Here is a 17,261-nt window from a genome sequence, read left to right as displayed (position 1 = left end):
GTCACCTCGAAGGAGTTCGGCGCGGCGACCGGCGGCCTCTACGGCGCCGACACCTACATTCCTCAGGAGTGGTCGCAGAGCGGGCAGCTACAGATCGCCTACTACGCCTGCCTGGCGCTGATGCTGCTGGCGCTCCTGCTGTATCGCTTCGTCAACGGCCGGCGGCTGGGCCGCATCCTGCGCATGGCGCCGGAGAAGCGTGAGGCATTCGCTCAGGCCACGGGTGTCGATTTCCGTCAGGCGCGGGTGCGGGTGTTCCTGATCTCATCCGTGGCGCTTGGATTCATCGGCGGATTTTACTCGGCGAATTTCGGCGGCGTCGCATTCTCGCTGTTCAATTTCGACACCGTGCTGCTCGGCCTCGCCATGCTGGTGATCGGCGGCATCGGCCGCGCCGACGGCGCAGTGGTGGGCACGTTGATCGTGGTGTTCTTCGACAAGGTGATGATCACGCTCGGCCCGCCGCGGCTGATCATCATCGGCCTGATCATGCTGGCGACCGTGCCGCTGTCGGATTCGACCCGCGATACGCCGGTCGTCATGTCGACCAAGAGCCGGTCGCCGCGCAGCACGTTCTTGCCCTGGGTCAGCACCACATTGCCCATCATGGTGACCAGGTTGGTCTTGGTCTCGAACACCGCAGTGTTTCCGGTGACGACCTGATCCTTCTGGGTGACGACGACATTGCCCTTGGCTTCGAGCCGGCGGATCGACGACGTGCCGCCTGGACCGGGCATCGCAGCCGGCATCGGGGCGGCCTTGGCCTTGCCGGCGTTGGCGCCGGCCGCAGGCGCGGCTTCCTGATCGTAGAACACCAGCAGGGTCTTGGACGTCATCGTGGTGTCGCCCTGGATCACCTTGACGTTGCCCGAGAAGGTCGCCTCCTTCTTCTTGTCGCGCACTTCCAGCGTGTCGGATTCGATCTGGATCGGCTTGTCGCGGTTTTGCGAGAAGCCCTGCATGGCATTGGGCACGCCCTGCATGGTGCTCTGGGCCGCCGCATGGCCGGCCGCGCAGGTCAGTCCCGCAAGCGCGGCGGCAAAGCCGGCCGCCAGCATCGAGGTTCGCCGATTGGGCAAGGCAGATGCTCTCATCGGTTGTTGGTTTCGCGGTGGCGGCTGGTCGCCGCCGGCTTGGATTTCGGCGCCGGTTCGGTTTTCGCCGGCTCGGCTTTGGCGGGTTCGGCGGCGGCCTCGGTCCCTGGCAGCATCGGCCCGGCATTGTCGATGTTCATCACGACGCCGCCCTCGAATCGCATCGTCTCGCCCTGATCGGTGACGCGCAGCCGCTGACCGTGCAGCGTGCCGCCGGGCCAGCGGACATCGACCGGTTCGTCGGAGCTCATGGTGCTTTTGCCCATGTCGATCTCCGCCTGCGTCAGCCAGGCTTCGGTGCCCGTGGACGTCCGCATGTAGACGTCCTTTTGCAGATGCAGCAGCTGCGCCTTGGTGTTGAACTTGCCGTCGCGCGCCTGCACCGTAATGGTCGATTGATCGGCGTTGAGGATCTTCGATCGCATCGTGTGCAGGTCGACATGATCGGGGCTGGCGAGGTCCTGGGTGGCGCTGCGCGCCCACAATTCATAGGGCCGCCCGTCCGTCGTGAAGCCCGACAGATGCGGCGCCTCCATGGTGATCTTCGAGCCCGACACCACCAGGTCACCGACGTCGAGCGGCAGCTTCGACAGATAGCGGAACGGATTGAACACCGAGATGGCGATGATGGCGGCCAGCGACAGCACGACCACCAGCGGCACCGCGACGCGCAGCCGGCGCACCAGCCGGCTGTGGCGCGCCGCGGCGGCGAAGCGCACGTTCATCGCGCTCTGGTAGGACGCCGTATCGACCGAAGCCACCGCTGCTCCTCAAGGTTTGGCCCGGCCCGAAGGCTTGGGCGGCTCAATCGACACCACTGGCAATTTAGCCGGGAACTGCCCCTGGCCAAGCGGTCCGTATGGCCGCAGGCAAGCAATCACTCACTTGGGTCTCAGCCATCAGGCCGAGGAGTTTGTCGGAAACGGGGCGGCAGCTCCGATAAACCTTACGCACAGCTAGGGAATCTGCCGCTGCCGGGCAAGCCGGGGCACGCCGTCGCCGGCTCACGAATGTGCGAAGATGTCCTCTTCGGGCCAGCCTTCGAGGTCCAAGCGAGCCCGGATCGGCAGGAAATCGAAGCAGGCCTGAGCCAGATCGGCGCGGTTCTCACGCGCCAGCATCACCTGAAGCTTGTCGCGCAGCGCATGCAGATGCAGCACGTCCGAGGCGGCGTAGGCGAGCTGGGCGTCGCTCAGATTGTCGGCGCCCCAGTCGCTCGACTGCTGCTGCTTGGACAGGTCGACATTGAGCAGCTCGCGGACCAGATCCTTGAGGCCATGGCGGTCCGTATAGGTCCGCGACAGCCGCGAGGCGATCTTGGTGCAATACACCGGCTGCGGCATCACGCCGAAGGCGTTGTACAGCGCTGCGACGTCGAAGCGGGCGAAGTGGAAAATCTTGACGACGTTGGGATCGCCCAGCAGCTTTTTGAGATTAGGCGCGTCGGGAATGCCCTTGGGAATCTGCACCACGTCGGCGCTGCCGTCGCCGTTCGACAGCTGCACCACGCACAGCCGGTCGCGGTGCGGATGCAGCCCCATGGTCTCGGTGTCGATCGCCACCGATGTGGTGTAGCGCGTCAGGTCCGGCAGGTCGCCGCGATGCAGGCGGATCGTCATGGTGAATAAAACCTTCGGCAATGAAGCGGCCGGCATCGGCCCGAATCGGCAGCAAACCTATCGTTATGGCCGCCGCGAAGCGAGCCGCGACGGTGCGGCCGGCTCAGCCGAAGCAATGACTTACGACAGGCGCAGCGTCAAATGCCGGCGGGTCAGGTGCCGACCTGCAGCGCCGCGGTCCGCTTGCGGAGCAGGGCGACCACCGACAAGGCGGTGATCAGGCCGGTTTTCGGGTTCTCGGACGGGATGTTCTCGATCGTCATCGAGAACCGCGCCGAATCGGAATCGACCTCGATCCGGTGGGTGTTGCGAGTGATGGTCGGATCGGCCCACATCTCGATGATGGTGCGATCCGGGCCGATGCCGGCGAGCGACAGCGCCACCGCGACGTTGAGATTGGCCGGAAAGCCCTTGCCGGCTTCGCGCGCCGTGCCTTCGAACAGCTTCAGCGGCGCATCGAGCTTGTCGATGTCGATGCCGCGCTCGACGATGAACGGCGCGCCGCGCAGGCCGGCGATTGGCTTGCGGCTGATCATGCGGACGGAGTGGATGGTCCCGGCCGCCGCCGCCGTGACGGCATCGAGCCCGATCAGCGCGCCGGTCGGCACGATGATGTGGCCGCCATTGGCTTTGGCCTGCGCGATCAGCGCCTCGTTGTCGAGCAGCGCCGCGGCGCTGAGCACGATCGCGGTTTTGCCGCGGCTGACGAACGGAGCCACGATGGTAGGCAGCAGCCGGCTCGGCGCGGCCTCGATGACGATGTCGGCGGCTTCCCACAGCGACTCGATCGGCATCACTTGCGGCGGCGACGATAACGACGCGAGGAAATCGCGGTGCTTCTCGGGCGCGCTGCTCGCCACCGCCGACAGCATCAGACCGTCGATGCCGCGGTCGAGTTCGCGCGCGATGGTCTTGCCGATGGCACCGAGGCCGGCGATGGCGACGCGTTGCCTGGGTCGTTGCGTGCTCATCGCCGCCTCCGCTCGTGAGTGATCAGACCACGCGCTCGCGATGCACGCAGCGGCAATCCATCTCGTAGTCCAGGCCCTCGACCGGCGGACGGTTGAAGTGCCAGGTCAGGCCGTGGCGGAACACGCCGCGCTTGCCGAGCTCGCTCTCCAGGATCGAGGAGACGTCCTGCACGGTGTAGAGCTGCACGCCAGTGGTGTCCTTCCAGGTGCCGCCGAACGAGCTCATGCGGCGCTCCATCTCGTCGAGCACGAACTTGGCCTTCGCTAGCATGCCGGTCGGGCTGGTGTCGCCGGGCGCGACAATGTGGTCGCGGTAGTTGGTCTTGCCCTCGACCGACTCGCCGCTGCCCGCGATGACGAAGGATGGCGGCGCGTCCTTGGCTTCGACCGTGTAGGAGAACGCGTAGAAGCTCGGCTCGGACGGCGGATCGATCTTGGGACAGACGTTACTCCGCGCCACCGGATTGACGCGGTCCTTCATCACGCCCCATTCGATCAGCGTCTCGATATAGATCTCGTTGAACGCCTTGAAGCCGTCCTCGGTGAACGGCGCGGGCGAGCGCAGTTCGCAGGCGCCGAACGCGGTCAGCGGCCGGCCGGCGGCCTTGATGATCTCGGCGATTTTGGCAAAGCCTTGCTTCAGCGGCACCGGATTGGCAAAGCGCACGCGCTCGATCGCGTAGCCCGGCAGCGCCGCGATGCCGCAGGAATATTGGAAGACGCCCGGCATGTAGCGATAGCCGCTGTTCGGCGCTTCGACGGTCTCGATCATGTGTCCTCTTTCCGATTGGTCGCTTTGAATTATTCCTGCAGCACGCCCAGATAGGCGTCGCGGACGATCGGGTCGGCCAGCAGCTCTTCGCCCGAGCCCTCGCGGACGATTCGGCCCATGTCCATCACGAAAGCGCGGTGGCACAGGTCGAGCGCGATGGTGACGTCCTGCTCGACCAAGAGGATCGAGGTGCCGGCCTTGTTGAGGACGCGCAGCGCATCGACCAGTTGCTCGACCAGCAGCGGCGACAGGCCGAGCGAGAGTTCGTCGATCATGAGTAGTTGCGGCGCGCTCATCAGGCCGCGGCCGATCGCGCACATCTGCTGTTCGCCGCCGGACAGCGTCGCGGCCTGCTGATTGCGGCGCTCGCGGAGCCGCGGGAACGTCGTGTAGACGCGGTCGAGGTCCTGCCTGATCTCGGCGCGGCCGGCCGTGCGCAAGTAAGCGCCCATAAGCAGGTTCTCTTCGACGCTCATGGCGCCGAACAGCCGCCTTCCTTCGGGCACGTGAACGATACCGTGCGCCAGGATCTCGGCGGCGCTGCGGCCGGCGAGATCGTCGCCTCCAGAGCGATAGAGGCCGCCGCGGATGGCGATCAGGCCGGATAGCGCCCGCATCAAGGTCGTCTTGCCGGCCCCATTGGAGCCGATCAGCGCGGTGATCTCGCCGCGACGGACGGCGAGGTCGACGCCCCACAGCACCTGGATCTCGCCGTAGCCGGCATCGAGCCCTTTGGCTTCGAGGATCAGCTGCTCAGCCATGGCGGGCGGTCCGCTGCGCGTATTGCTGCCCGAGATAGGCCTCGACGACCGCCGGGTTGCTGATCACCTCGCGCGGCGCGCCGTCGGCGATCGGATGTCCGTTGTGCAGCACGACGATGCGGGTGCAGACGTTGAGCACCACCTTCATCAGATGCTCGATCATCACGATGGTGATGCCGCTGCGTGCAAGCTGATGGATCAGTTCGGTGGCGCGCTCGACCTCGGCGCTGTTGAGCCCGGCATTGACCTCGTCGAGAAACAGCAGCTTGGGCTGCATCGCCAGCGCCTTGGCGAGCTCGAGCCGCTTGCGCATCGCCAGCGTCAGCGTCGCGGCCGGCTGGTCGGCCTGGGCGTCGAGGCCGACGAAGGCGAGATGCTCGCGTGCCGCTTCGCGCGCCGATTTCAGGCTTTCGCCCGGCTGCGAGAACAGCGCTGCGGCGGCGACGTTGTCGAGCGCCGAGAACTCGGCGAACGGCTGCACGATCTGAAAGGTGCGCGACAGGCCGCGCCGCGCCGCCTGATAGGGCTTGGTGCGGGTGATGTCGGTGCCGTCGAACAGGATGGTGCCGGAATTGGCCGGCGTGACGCCGCAGATGGTGTTGACCAGCGTGGTCTTGCCGGCGCCGTTGGGGCCGATCAGGCCGAGCACTTCGCCGGGCGCGACCGACAGGTTGACGTCGCGCAGCGCCTGCAGGCCGGAGAAGCGGCGCGACACGCCGGTGAGGCGGAGCAGCTCAGGCATGCTTCGCCCTCCGCCTCAGCCGGTCGAAACGCAGCGAGGTCAGGCCGTGCGGCAGGAACAACAGCAGCAGCACGATCAGCACGCCGAGCACACCGGTGTGGATCTGAATGTAGTTGCGCCACACCACTTCTTCGAGGCCGAGATACAGGAAGGCGCCGCAGGCGACGCCAAGCGGCGAGCCGAGCCCGCCCATCAGCGCCATGACGATCGGCTTGACCGAATACAGGATGTCGAACACGTCGGACGGATCGATGTAGTGCACCCATGCGGCATAGATGCCGCCGGCCGCCGCGACGAAGCAGGCGGAGAGACCGAAGCCGATGCTCTTGGCCAGCGTGGTGTTGAGCCCGACCATGCTGGAGGCGGTCTCGTTCTGGCGGATGCAGTTCAGCGCGAAGCCGAGCTTGGTCTGGGCGACGACGATCACCATGATGGCGGTGAGCAGCATCACGCCCCACATCGCGTAGAAATAGAAAGTCGCCTCGGCCATCACGCCCGAGCCGGAGGCGAGCGGGATGTTGAGCCCCATGCCGCCGCCGGTGAGATCGGTGGCGTTGTTGACGACCTCGCGCAGCACTTCGGCGAGCGACAGGCTGGCGATGGCGAAGTAGTGACCGCGCAGTCGCAGCAGTACGGCGCCGAGCAGGGTGGCGGCGATCAGCGCCGCGATGGCGGCGGCCACCACGGCGGCTGCGAGCGGCCAGCCCTTGCCCATCAGCACGCCGGCGAAATACGCGCCGAAGCCGAAGAACGCCGCGGTGGCGAAGGACGGATAGCCCGCGAAGCCGCCGACCACGTTCCACGACAGCGCCAGCACCGCGTACATGCAGGCGATGGTGCCGAGCCGTAGCGCATAGGCGCCGCCGAACAGCGGCAGCGCTGCCACGCAGGCGATCAGGATCAGCAGGGCGATATTGCTGCGGGTCATTCGAAACCCTTCCGGCCGACCAGGCCCTGCGGGCGCAGGATCAGGAAGATGATCAGCAGCAGGAACGACAGCGTGGTGGCGTGGGACGGACCCAGATAGGTCGAGCCGACGCTCTCGACCAGTGCCAGCAGAAGTCCGCCGGCCAGCGCGCCGGAGACGCTGCCGAGGCCGCCGAGCACGCAGACCACGAAAGCCTTGCCGAGATAGGCGGAGGACGTCAGCGGCGAGATCGGGAAGATCAGCGCCATCAGCACGCCGGCGCAGCCGGCCAGCGCCGCGCCGAGGCCGAACGCCACCGCGTAGATCGACGGCACGTGCACGCCCATCAGCACCGCGGCATCGCGATCGAGCCGCACCGCCACGATGGCGCGGCCGATCCGCGAGCGCCGCAGCAACAGATACAGCAGGCCGGTGAGCAGCAGCGCAGTCGCGGTGGCGATCAGGCGATCGACCGGCACCACGGCGCCGGCGATCGACACCGAGCCGAGCGGCGGCGACAGCGTCAGCTTGCGATAATCCGCGGTGAAGAAATAGATCATCGCGTTGTTGAGGATCAGGTCGAGCCCGAACGTCAGCGTCAGCGTCACCAGCACCGGCGCGGTGATCACGCGGTTGAGGATCAGCCGCTGGATGACGTAGCCGAGCGCGAAGAACAGCGGCGCCGCGACGAAGATCGCGTACCACGGCGACAGATGCAGCGACTGATACAGGCCGAACGCCAGATAGGCGCCGAGCACGATGAACGAGCCGTGGATCAGGTTGATGACGTTGAGCACGCCCCACACCAGCGAGAACCCGATCGCGATGCAGGCATAAAGACTGCCCAGCACCAGCGCGTTGATCAGGATCTGCATGGCTTGCATGAGAGCGGGTTACCTGGAGACGACGAGATGTTGCGGAGCAAGTTAATCTAACGAGGCATCAGCCCCGTCATTGCGAGCGAAGCGAAGCAATCCAGAAGCTCAGTGCACGGAGCTGGATTGCTTCGTCGCTTCGCTCCTCGCAATGACGAGGGTGGGTAGGAGCTAATAGCGACCGCTTACTCCACGCCGACCTTCAGTTCGCCCTGCTTGATCGCCTGCGGGAACAGCACGACCGGCTTGCCGCCCTGGATCTGGAAGACTGGCGGATCGAGCGAGTTGATCTGGCCGTTGGCGCCGAATTTCACCGGGCCGAAGAAGGTGGTGACGTCGAGCGAGGCGAGCGCGTCGCGCACCTTGTCGCGGTCGATCGAGCCGGCCTTCTCGATGGCGAGCTGGAACAACGCGCCGCACAGTGCCGCCGAGGCCTGGCCGTAGTCGGGCTCGGACTTGTACTTCTCCTTGAACAGCTTCACGAAGTTGGCGGTGGAGCCGAAAATGTCCTTGCCGTCGTATTGTTCGGCCGGATGCCACCACGCCGCGCTGGTAACGTTCTCGGCGCTCTTGCCGAGCGCGTCGATGAATTCCTGATAGGCCGGGCCGGCGATCATCGACACCACCGGCGCCTTCATCTGCTGGTCGACCATCTGCTTGCGGATCTGCAACAGGTCGTTGGTGTAGCCGGTGACGAAGATCCACTGCGGCGACAGCGCCTTGATGGCCGACAGCGCCGCCGAGTGATCGAGCGTGCCGATCGCGTATTTCTCGAAGTAGACGACCTCGAAGCCGTTGTCCTTGGCGGACTTCTCCATTTCCTGGGCGATCGCCAGCGGGAACAGATCGTTGCGCGCCAGGATCGCGACCTTCTTCACGTCGGGCACTTGCGCCTTGATGATCTTGGTCAGCGGCGTGGTCAGCGTGTCGTTGGGCGTGAAGGTGCCGAACAGATATTTGTAGCCTTGGTCGTAGACCTGCACCGAGGAGGCGGTCGCCGCCAGCGTCGGCACTTTGTATTTCTCGGAGACCGTCGAGGCCGCCTTGGCGGCGCCGGAGCCGAACGCGGCGAACAGGAAGTTGACGTTGTTCTGGGTGATCAGCTGCTCGGTCGCCTGCACGGCGCGCGGGGTATTGGACTGATAGTCGGTGTAGACGATCTCGACCTTGTACTTCTTGCCGCCGACATTGATGCCGCCGGCCTTGTTGGCCTGCTCGGCCCACAAATCGTAGCCCTGCTGCTGCTTCACCGCTTCGGGCGCCAGCGGCCCGGTAATCGGCAGCGGCGCGCCGATCTTGATGACGTCCTCGGCTGCGGCCGGGCCGGCGAAGGCGCCGGCGGCCAGCGCCAGAGCGCCGAGCGGAACGGAAAGGCGAAGGCAGCGGGCGACCCACGAGGCAGACATGCGTTTTCTCCTTGGCGTTCTGTGCGGCAAAGTCTGCCAAACCCTCCATTCGAATAAAAGCATTGAAATTAGAGGGCTCGGATCGAATAATTCGAACTCTAGTCAGCCGCTGCCGCGGTTCTAAGCAGCGGCTTACGCGAGGTGCCGATGATCGAATCTGCCGCCATCCGTTATTTTCGCGAAGTCACCGAATGCGGCTCGATCAAGCAGGCCGCTGCGACGCTGCGGATTGCGCCGAGCGCGATCAGCCGGCAGGTTCAGGCGATCGAGGAGGAGCTCGCCGTCAAGCTGTTCGATCGCGGCGCCCGCGGCATGGTGCTCACCGACGCCGGCCGGCTGCTGTATCGCTACGCGGTCGAGAACCGCAGCCAGCTCGACGGCATCCGCGCCCGGGTGCAGGAATTCGAGACGATGCGGCGCGGCCAGATCAGGTTCGCCACCGTCGAAGGGATGCTGGCGAACTTTCTCTCCAACTTCCTGATCGATCTGGCGACCGACTATCCGGGCGTAACGGTGGTGACCACCGTACTCGGCTCGCGCGCAGTCGCCGAAAGCGTCGGCCGCAACGAAGTCGATCTCGGCCTCGTGTTCGGTCCGGCGCCGCGGCGCGACCTCATCGAGCTGGCGCGGATGCGGCAATCGCTGTGCCTGATCGTCGCGCCGAACCATCCGCTGGCGGGGCGTCGCAGCTGCTCGGTCAAGGAGCTCGACGGGCTGCGCGTCGTGGTGCCGGATCCGTCGTTCGGCATTCGTCAGGAGATCGACCGAGCCTGCGCCACCGCCAAGATCCGGCTCGAGGTCTGCAGCGAGACCAACTCGCTGGCGTTCGCCCAGATGCTGGCGTCGCGCACCGATCTCGCCACCTTCCTGCCGCGCGACACCGCGATGCATGCGATCGAGGCCGGCCGGCTGGTGGCGGTGCCGCTGCGCGACAAGCGGCTCGAAGCCACGCAGGTCACGCTGGTGCGGCTCGCCTCGCGCAACATGTCGCCGTCGTGCCGCCTGGTCGCCGACCTGCTGGTGGCGCGGATGAAGACGCGGACGGACTGACGATCACGTCGCTGCAGCGGGATCGCTGGCGAGGGCCGGTGGATGAGTTGCGCGAAAGCGCATCGTGAAGATTGCGCCGCCGCCGGGGGCGTCGCCGATTTCGATTGCGCCGTCATGTTCGTCCATCACCGTCTTGACGATCGACAGGCCGAGGCCCGCGCCGTCGCTGCGGGTCCGGTCGCCGCGCCAGAAGCGTTGGAACACGGCGGCGCGGTCGATAGGCGCGATGCCCGGGCCGTGGTCGCGAATGCTGATGGAGCCGTCACGCCCGACCTCGATGGTGACCGCGGTGCCCGCCGCCGTATGGCGGACGGCGTTTTCGACCAGATTGCGCATCGCGCGCCGCACCATCTCGGCATGGGCGTGGACTTCGGCGGGCGACTCGCCGCCGATCAGTTCGATGTCCTTGCCGGCATCTAGCGCCACCGGGGCCATCTGCTCGATGATCTCGACGGCGATCTGCGACAGATCGACGACCTCGGACGGATCGATCCGCATGCCGTCGAGCTCGGCGACGTCGAGCAATTGCGCGACGATGCGGCTCATGGTCTCGATGTTGCGGCGCAGATCCTTGTTGTCCTGCGCGGCGCCGAGCGTTTCGATCCGCGCATTCAGGATCGCCAGCGGCGTGCGCAATTCGTGCGCGGCATCGGCGGTGAAGCGGCGCTGTTCGCGATAGCCGTGCTCGAGCCGGTCGAACGCCTGGTTCACCGCTGCGACCAGCGGCTGCACTTCGCGCGGAATGCCGACGGCCGGCAGGCGGATGCCGGCCCGCGCCGGTCCGATCGCGGCAGCGCGCTCCGAGGCGTCGACCAGCGGCCGCATGGCGCGGCGAAAGATCACGATGTCGATCGCGAGTAACAGCAGCAGGGTCGGCAGCGTGATCCAGCCGACGGTGCGGAAGAAGTCGGCGACGATGTCGTCGGTGATGACGTCGCGATGCGACAGATCTTCGGCGACCTGAATGGTCAGCACGTGGCCGCCGATCGTCCGGGTGATGCCGTCACCGGTGAAGATATCTTTGCCCGGCAGCGGCGCGGAAGTTGTTGCCGAATTTTTCCTCGGGAGCGGCAGCAATGGCGTGGCGCTACCGTTCGAGCTGAACAGCACTTTTCCGGACGCGTCGATGATCGCATAGGCGTAGCGGCCATAGGCCGCCGAGTACAGGTCTCGGAGATCTTGCGGCAAGTCCAGCGTGAGATGTCCGTCGGCATCAGGCGCGATATGTTGGGCGACGACTTCGGCTTGGCGCCGCATCGTCTGTTCGTGCAGCCGGTCGACCTCGCGGCCGAGCAGCCAAACCAGAATCAGCGGCAGGATCACAGCGGTGATCGTCAGCGCGACCGTGTGCAGCAGCAGCACGCGGAAGGCGAGCGAGCCTCGGCGCAGCACTTACTTCGCCTCCGACAGCAGATAACCGACGCCGCGGATCGTGCGAATCTCGACCGTGGCAGCGAAGGCGTCGAGCTGCTTGCGCAGCCGCGACACATAGACCTCGATGGCGTTCGACGCGACCTCGCCGGTGAGGCCGAACATGTGGTCCTCGATGGCTTTCTTCGGCACGACGCGGCCCTGCCGGCGCAGCAGGATTTCGAGCACCGTGAGTTCTCGCGCCGAGAGCAGTCGCGGCTCGCCGCCGATGAAGACTTGCCGACTCTCCGTATCGTAGGTGAGGTTCGCCAAGCTGAGCGACCGGCCGAGCAGTTGTCCCGGCCGGCGCAGAATCGCCTGAAGGCGCGCGACGAGCTCTTCGATTGCGAAGGGCTTGACCAGATAATCGTCCGCTCCATTCTTCAGTCCGGCGACGCGGTCGTCGAGACCGCTGCGCGCCGTCAGGATCAACACGGGGATCGGCTCTTCTTTGGCGCGCAGCTCACGTAGTAGCGCCATGCCGTCGCCGTCGGGCAGGCCTAGATCGAGGATCAGCGCGAGATAGCCGACGCCGGCGAGCGCCAGGCGTGCATCGCCGAGCCCGTTCACTACGTCCAGCTCGTAGCCCGATGCCGCAAGACCGCGCGAAATCAGGCCGGCCAGTTCGTTGTTGTCCTCGACGATCAGGATGCGCATGTGCAGCTATTGAGTGGTGGCGCGTTCTACTAACACGGGGAGGTGCACAAGATAATCCTTAAACCGGCAGTCACGCGTAAGGGCACGGGGAGCAATTGCAGGGTTGTAAGGTGCATGTAAGCTTGCACTGCTAGTGCAATCTTCCAGTAATTGGGCCGACACGCCGGTCCGATTTTGGCCGAAACAGGTTGGCAATGGCGCGTCGCTGGCAACGCCCGGTTCTGTTCGCTTGCGTCGCGCTGATCGCGGCGGTCATCGTGGCCGGGCTGCACAGGAGTGGTTTAGGTCGCGATGTCGGTGCCGATACGGTCGCTGTCGCCTCGCCCGAGCATGATGGCGTCGACCTGCAACGTCAGACGGTGGCGCTGTCGGCCAAGCAGGTCGACGCGGTGACGATCGAGCCGGTTGAGAAACGCTCCTTCCGCATCACCAAGGATGCGGTCGGCACCATTGCGTACAACGAGAACTTGCTCGTCCAGGTTTTCACCCCCTACGCCGGCCGCATCATCAACGCGTCCGCCAACATCGGCGATCAGGTCAAGGCCGGTGCGCCGGTGTTCACGATCGACAGCCCGGACCTGCTTCAGGCGGAATCGACGCTTCTCGCCACTGCGGGCGTGCTGGAGTTGCAGAACCGCGCGCTCGGCCGCTTGCGCCAATTGCTGAAGATCGGCGGCATATCCCAGCGCGAAGTCGATCAGGCCACGTCGGATCAGCAGACGGCCGAAGGCAACTACAAGGCCGCCCGCGATGCGGTGCGCATTTTCGGCAAGACCGATGCGGAGATCGACCGGGTGATCGCCGAGCGCAAGGTGGATTCGACCCTGATCGTGCGTAGCCCCGTCGATGGACAAGTGACGGCCCGTAGCGCCGCACCGGGTCTCTACGTCCAGCCCGGCAATGCGCCGGCACCGCTGACATTGGCGAATCTGTCGCTGAAATGGATGGTCGCCAACGTGGTCGAGACCGACGCGCCGTCGTTCAAACTCGGCCAGCCGGTCGAGGTGAAGGTCGCGGCTTTCCCCGATCGCATCTTTCGCGGCCGGATCACGACGCTCGGCGCCAGTATCGATTCGAACACGCACCGCCGCATGGTGCGGAGCGAGATCGAGGACCCGTCGAATCTGTTGCTGCCCGGGATGCTGGCGACGTTCTCGATCGACGTCGGTCCGCCGGTGACGTCGCCGGCGCTGAAGATGGACGCGGTGGTGCGCGAGGGCGACGGCACGATGTCGATCTGGGTGACGCGCGATCGCCGTGTGTTCGAGCGGCGCACCGTGAAGATCGGCGTCGCGCAGGACGGCCGCCGGCAGATTCTCGAAGGCGTCGCGCCGGGCGAGCTCGTCGTCACCAGCGGCGCGATATTCCTGAGCAACAAGCTCGCCAACGCGGCCAGCAGCTAGGCGGTCCGCGTGCTCAAGGGCCTCATCGCATTCTGCCTGACCCGGAAGGCGATCATCGTGCTGGCGCTGATCGTGTTCGTCGGTGCCGGCATCGCCGCCTTCATGCGGCTGAATGTCGAGGCCTATCCCAACCCGGCGCCGGTGATCCTGGAGATCACCGCGCAGGCGCCCGGTCTGTCGGCCGAGGAGATGGAGAAGTACTACACGATCCCGATGGAGGTCGGGCTCTATCCGACGCCGGGGGTCGAGACGATCCGCTCGACGTCGTTCTACGGCCTGTCGTTCGTCCGCGTCACTTTTCGCTACGGCATCGACTACTATTTCGCGCTGACGCAGACTACCAACTCGATCACCCAGAACATCACGCTGCCGAACAATCTGGTGCCGACCATCCAGCAATCCAGTCTGGTCGGCGAGATCTATCGCTATCAGCTCGTCGGCCCGCCGAATTACGGCCTGACCAATCTGCGCACCGTGCAGGACTACGTCGTGGCGCGGCGGTTGATGACCGTGCCGGGCGTGGTGCAGATCAATGCCTGGGGCGGCACCACCAAGCAGTTTAACGTCGATGCCGATCTGCAGAAACTCGAATCCTACAACATCACCGTCCCGCAACTGGTCACGGCGCTCGGCAACGCCAACATCAATGTCGGCGCCCGCGAGATCAGCATCGGCCAGCAATCGGTCAACATCCGCGGCATCGGCCTGATCGACAGCGGCGGCGACGATTCGATCGCGGGTGGCTACAAGGTCAAAGACATCGAAAATGTCGTTCTGACGCAGTCGGGAGGGCTGCCGATCCAAGTCAAGGACGTGGCCAAAGTCTCGGTGGGGTTCGTGCCGCGGCTCGGCATCGCCGGGCGCGACAAGAGCGACGACGTCGCCGCCGCCATCGTGGTGATGGGGCGCACGCAGCACACCAACGACATCGTCCCCAAGGTGAAGCAGGAAGTCGCAAGGCTCAACAGCGACGGCAGCCTGCCGCCCGGCGTGAAGATCGTGCCGTATTACGACCGCAGCGTGCTGGTCGCGGTGACGACCCACACGGTGCTGCACAATCTGATCTTCGGCTGCCTGCTGGTGTTCTTTATCCAGTGGATCTTCCTCGGCGATCTGCGCAGCGCGCTGATCGTCAGCGCCAATATTCCGTTCGCGTTGTTCTTCTCGATCATCATCCTGGTACTGCGCGGCGAGGATGCCAATCTGCTGTCACTCGGCGCGGTGGATTTCGGCATCATCGTCGATAGCGCCGTGATCATGATGGAGAACGTCTTCCGTAATCTGCAGTCTCCCGCGGTTCAGCAATTGCGCATGCTGGCCGTGCTGGATGCGGGCAGCCGCGATTCAATGACCGAGCCGTCGCCCGAACGGCCGGTGTGGACCGAGCGGCTGAAGATGATCTTCGCCAGCGCCTTGCAGGTCGACAAGGCGGTGCTGTTCACCGCCGCCATCACGGTGACGGCGTTCGTGCCGCTGTTCACCATGCAGGGCGTCGAAGGCCAGATCTTCGGGCCGATGGCGCGGACTTACGGCTATGCGCTGGCCGGCGCGCTGATCGCCACCTTCACGGTGACGCCGGTGCTGGCCGCGCTGCTGCTGCCGGCGCATGTCGAGGAGCACGAGACGCGGATCGCCAGCGCTCTGCGCCGATTGTATCAGCCGGTGCTGCGCTGGTCGCTGGCGCGGGTGAAGCTCGCGGTCATCGCCGGGCTGGTGTTTCTCGCTGTCGCCGGATTGGCGGCGACGCGGCTCGGTAGCGAATTCCTGCCAGCGCTGGAGGAAGGCAATTTCTGGATCCGTGCCGCGATGCCGCCGACGATGTCGCTCGATGCGGGAACGACCTACGTCCGCAAGATGCGCGAGATCCTGCTGCGCCATCCTGAAATCGTTACCGTGGTGTCGCAGCATGGCCGTCCGGACAATGGCAGTGACGCCTCGGCCTTTTCCAATGTCGAGCTGTTCGCCCCGGTGAAGCCGTTCTCGGAATGGCCGAAGGGCCTGACCAAGGACATGCTGGCCGATCAGTTGCAGAAGGAGTTCGACGCCGAACTGCCCGGCGTCACCTTCAACTTCTCGCAGTACATTCAGGACAACATCGAAGAGGCGCTGTCCGGCGTGAAGGGGGCCAACTCGGTCAAGATCGTGGGCCCCAATCTGCAGGTGCTGGAGCAACTCGCCACCAAGGTCATGCAGGAGATGGCGCGGGTCCGCGGCGTCGCCGACCTCGGCGTGTTTCATCTGCTCGGCCAGCCCAATCTCAACATCCGGGTCGATCGCGGGCGCGCGGCGCGCTACGGACTCAACACCGGCGACGTCAATTCGGTTATTCAGGCCGCGGTCGGCGGCAGCACGGCTACGACTGTGCTCGAAGCCGACCGCCAGTTCGCCGTCGTGGTACGGCTCGATCCACGGTTTCGCCAGAGCGTGGACGCGATCCGCGAGTTGAAGGTCGCCTACGCAACGCCGAGCGGGACGAACGCTTACATCCCGCTCAGCGAACTCGCCGATATCTCGCTCGATACCGGCGCGTCGTTCATCTATCGCGAGAAGAGCCAGCGGTACATCCCGATCAAGTTCAGCGTCCGCGGCCGCGATCTCGGCAGTACTGTCGAGGAAGCCCAGAAACGCGTCGCCGAAGCCGTGCAATTGCCGGTCGGCTACCGGCTGATCTGGTCGGGTGAGTTCGACAATCTGCAGGAAGCCAAGCAGCGGCTGATGATCGTCGTGCCGATCACGCTGCTGCTGGTGTTCGTGCTGCTGTACGCGCTGTTCAACACCATCCGCGACAGCCTGCTGGCGCTGGTCGGCATCCCGTTCGCGGCCGGCGGCGGATTGATCGCGCTGTATCTCACCGGGCTCAATTTCAGCGTCTCGGCCGCGATCGGCTTCATCTCGCTGCTCGGCGTCGCGGTGATGGACGGCATTCTCAACATCACCTATGTGCGCGAGCTGCGCGCGACCGGCGTCTCGACCGCGGATGCGGTGCTGCAGGCGTCCGAGCAGCGCATGCGGCCGATGCTGATGACGGCGCTGTCGGCCGGCGTCGGCCTGTTTCCCGCGGCGCTGTCGCACGACATCGGCAGCCAGGTGCAGCGCCCGCTCGCCACCGTCGTGGTCGGCGGCATGTTCATCGGGCCGGTGCTGCTGCTCGTGGTGGCGCCGGCACTCCGCAAGCTCTTCCTGCGCGATCCTGTCCCGGCGCCCGAGCAGAACGCCAGCGCTACGCCGGAGGAGCGGACATGAGCCGCACGAGCGCCGGGCGCAGCCTGATGGCGAGCGCGATCTGCGTGCTGCTTGGGGGCTGCGCGGTCGGTCCGGACTTCACCACCCCCGCAAAACCGCCCCTCGATCGCTACACCGCCGCGCCGCTGCCAGCGGCCGGCGGCAAGCAGGGCGCTGCGCCGTTCGTGGCGGCCGAAGAAATCCCGACGCGGTGGTGGGCGGCGTTTCATTCGGCGCCGCTCGATCGGCTGATCCGAGCGGCGGTGACCAACAATCCGTCGCTGCAGGCCGCCGATGCCGCCCTGAAGCTCGCGCGCTACAATGCTCTGGCGCAGCGCGGCTTGTACTTCCCGCAGGTCGGGGCGAGCTACG

At 65.7% G+C, this 17,261-nt stretch carries 15 protein-coding genes and 2 pseudogenes; 5 read left to right on the top strand and 12 right to left on the bottom strand.

All coding sequences use genetic code 11. The features are described from left to right. Positions 1–120: 120 nt before the first annotated feature. A pseudogene (locus tag I5M_RS33980) lies at positions 121–441 on the top strand (branched-chain amino acid ABC transporter permease); the annotation flags it as partial. A gap of 101 nt (positions 442–542) precedes the next feature. Here the strand turns inward: I5M_RS33980 and I5M_RS28185 are convergent. From I5M_RS28185 to I5M_RS28140, 10 genes and pseudogenes are all read right to left on the bottom strand, one after another. After that, positions 543–962, bottom strand: a pseudogene (locus I5M_RS28185) (LptA/OstA family protein); the annotation flags it as partial. Between the two features lie 128 nt (positions 963–1,090). Continuing rightward, positions 1,091–1,855 (bottom strand): LPS export ABC transporter periplasmic protein LptC, encoded by a 765-nt coding sequence (gene lptC, locus I5M_RS28180; protein WP_022724455.1) that lies wholly within the window; start codon positions 1,853–1,855, stop codon positions 1,091–1,093. Positions 1,856–2,098: 243 nt separating this feature from the next. Beyond that, positions 2,099–2,713: a ribonuclease D gene (locus I5M_RS28175; protein WP_031337892.1), complete on the bottom strand. Its 615-nt coding sequence runs from the start codon at positions 2,711–2,713 to the stop codon at positions 2,099–2,101. Between the two features lie 152 nt (positions 2,714–2,865). Then, on the bottom strand, positions 2,866–3,684 hold the full coding sequence (locus tag I5M_RS28170) for an aspartate dehydrogenase (protein ID WP_022724453.1): 819 nt from the start codon (positions 3,682–3,684) through the stop codon (positions 2,866–2,868). Positions 3,685–3,706: 22 nt separating this feature from the next. After that, positions 3,707–4,456: a hypothetical protein gene (locus I5M_RS28165; protein ID WP_022724452.1), complete on the bottom strand. Its 750-nt coding sequence runs from the start codon at positions 4,454–4,456 to the stop codon at positions 3,707–3,709. A gap of 29 nt (positions 4,457–4,485) precedes the next feature. Continuing rightward, positions 4,486–5,217, bottom strand: coding sequence for an ABC transporter ATP-binding protein (locus I5M_RS28160; protein WP_022724451.1), 732 nt, complete (start codon positions 5,215–5,217; stop codon positions 4,486–4,488). Further along, entirely contained in the window at positions 5,210–5,959 is a 750-nt protein-coding gene (locus I5M_RS28155; RefSeq protein WP_022724450.1) for an ABC transporter ATP-binding protein, read from the bottom strand. Before I5M_RS28155 ends, I5M_RS28160 begins: the two co-directional genes overlap by 8 nt. Next, a complete protein-coding gene (locus I5M_RS28150; RefSeq protein ID WP_022724449.1) occupies positions 5,952–6,887 on the bottom strand; it encodes a branched-chain amino acid ABC transporter permease in 936 nt (311 codons plus the stop codon). The genes I5M_RS28155 and I5M_RS28150 overlap by 8 nt, the downstream gene beginning before the upstream one ends. Next, complete coding sequence (locus I5M_RS28145) at positions 6,884–7,750, bottom strand: branched-chain amino acid ABC transporter permease (protein WP_022724448.1); 867 nt, start codon at positions 7,748–7,750, stop codon at positions 6,884–6,886. Before I5M_RS28145 ends, I5M_RS28150 begins: the two co-directional genes overlap by 4 nt. A 176-nt stretch (positions 7,751–7,926) precedes the next feature. Continuing rightward, positions 7,927–9,147 carry an amino acid ABC transporter substrate-binding protein gene (locus I5M_RS28140; protein WP_022724447.1) on the bottom strand — a complete coding sequence of 407 codons (1,221 nt, stop codon included), beginning with the start codon at positions 9,145–9,147 and terminating at the stop codon, positions 7,927–7,929. Positions 9,148–9,294: 147 nt separating this feature from the next. Here I5M_RS28140 and I5M_RS28135 point away from each other — a divergent pair, with 147 nt between their 5' ends. Next, the gene (locus tag I5M_RS28135; protein ID WP_022724446.1) at positions 9,295–10,197 is read left to right on the top strand and encodes a LysR family transcriptional regulator; all 903 of its coding nucleotides are present in this window, start codon (positions 9,295–9,297) and stop codon (positions 10,195–10,197) included. A 3-nt stretch (positions 10,198–10,200) separates the two neighbouring features. Here I5M_RS28135 and I5M_RS28130 read toward each other — a convergent pair whose 3' ends face one another. Both I5M_RS28130 and I5M_RS28125 read right to left on the bottom strand, forming a co-directional pair. Then, entirely contained in the window at positions 10,201–11,589 is a 1,389-nt protein-coding gene (locus I5M_RS28130) for a cell wall metabolism sensor histidine kinase WalK (RefSeq protein ID WP_022724445.1), read from the bottom strand. Next, positions 11,590–12,264, bottom strand: a complete 675-nt coding sequence (locus I5M_RS28125; protein WP_022724444.1) for a response regulator transcription factor — start codon at positions 12,262–12,264, stop codon at positions 11,590–11,592. 194 nt (positions 12,265–12,458) lie between these two features. On the opposite strand from I5M_RS28125, the gene I5M_RS28120 reads away from it, so the two are divergent. From I5M_RS28120 to I5M_RS28110, 3 genes are all read left to right on the top strand, one after another. Further along, positions 12,459–13,667, top strand: a complete 1,209-nt coding sequence (locus tag I5M_RS28120; protein ID WP_022724443.1) for an efflux RND transporter periplasmic adaptor subunit — start codon at positions 12,459–12,461, stop codon at positions 13,665–13,667. Between the two features lie 9 nt (positions 13,668–13,676). Continuing rightward, positions 13,677–16,910, top strand: a complete 3,234-nt coding sequence (locus I5M_RS28115; RefSeq protein ID WP_022724442.1) for an efflux RND transporter permease subunit — start codon at positions 13,677–13,679, stop codon at positions 16,908–16,910. Next, positions 16,907–17,261, top strand: a 355-nt coding sequence (locus I5M_RS28110) for a TolC family protein (RefSeq protein ID WP_031337886.1), incomplete at its 3' end; no start/stop codon positions are given. The genes I5M_RS28115 and I5M_RS28110, both read left to right, overlap by 4 nt.

Source organism: Rhodopseudomonas sp. B29 (assembly GCF_000333455.1).
Lineage (GTDB): Bacteria > Pseudomonadota > Alphaproteobacteria > Rhizobiales > Xanthobacteraceae > Rhodopseudomonas.
The sequence above is the reverse complement of the archived record's forward strand: the minus strand, read 5'-3'. Positions and strand labels throughout refer to the sequence as shown.

Bases quoted from the DNA above. Each gene is read 5' to 3' on its own strand.
- I5M_RS28175 (WP_031337892.1), bottom strand. From the start codon at position 2,713: ATGACGATCCGCCTGCATCGCGGCGACCTGCCGGACCTGACGCGCTAC.
- I5M_RS28170 (WP_022724453.1), bottom strand. From the start codon at position 3,684: ATGAGCACGCAACGACCCAGGCAACGCGTCGCCATCGCCGGCCTCGGT.
- I5M_RS28165 (WP_022724452.1), bottom strand. From the start codon at position 4,456: ATGATCGAGACCGTCGAAGCGCCGAACAGCGGCTATCGCTACATGCCG.
- I5M_RS28160 (WP_022724451.1), bottom strand. From the start codon at position 5,217: ATGGCTGAGCAGCTGATCCTCGAAGCCAAAGGGCTCGATGCCGGCTAC.
- I5M_RS28155 (WP_022724450.1), bottom strand. From the start codon at position 5,959: ATGCCTGAGCTGCTCCGCCTCACCGGCGTGTCGCGCCGCTTCTCCGGC.
- I5M_RS28150 (WP_022724449.1), bottom strand. From the start codon at position 6,887: ATGACCCGCAGCAATATCGCCCTGCTGATCCTGATCGCCTGCGTGGCA.
- I5M_RS28145 (WP_022724448.1), bottom strand. From the start codon at position 7,750: ATGCAAGCCATGCAGATCCTGATCAACGCGCTGGTGCTGGGCAGTCTT.
- I5M_RS28140 (WP_022724447.1), bottom strand. From the start codon at position 9,147: ATGTCTGCCTCGTGGGTCGCCCGCTGCCTTCGCCTTTCCGTTCCGCTC.
- I5M_RS28135 (WP_022724446.1), top strand. From the start codon at position 9,295: ATGATCGAATCTGCCGCCATCCGTTATTTTCGCGAAGTCACCGAATGC.
- I5M_RS28125 (WP_022724444.1), bottom strand. From the start codon at position 12,264: ATGCGCATCCTGATCGTCGAGGACAACAACGAACTGGCCGGCCTGATT.
- I5M_RS28120 (WP_022724443.1), top strand. From the start codon at position 12,459: ATGGCGCGTCGCTGGCAACGCCCGGTTCTGTTCGCTTGCGTCGCGCTG.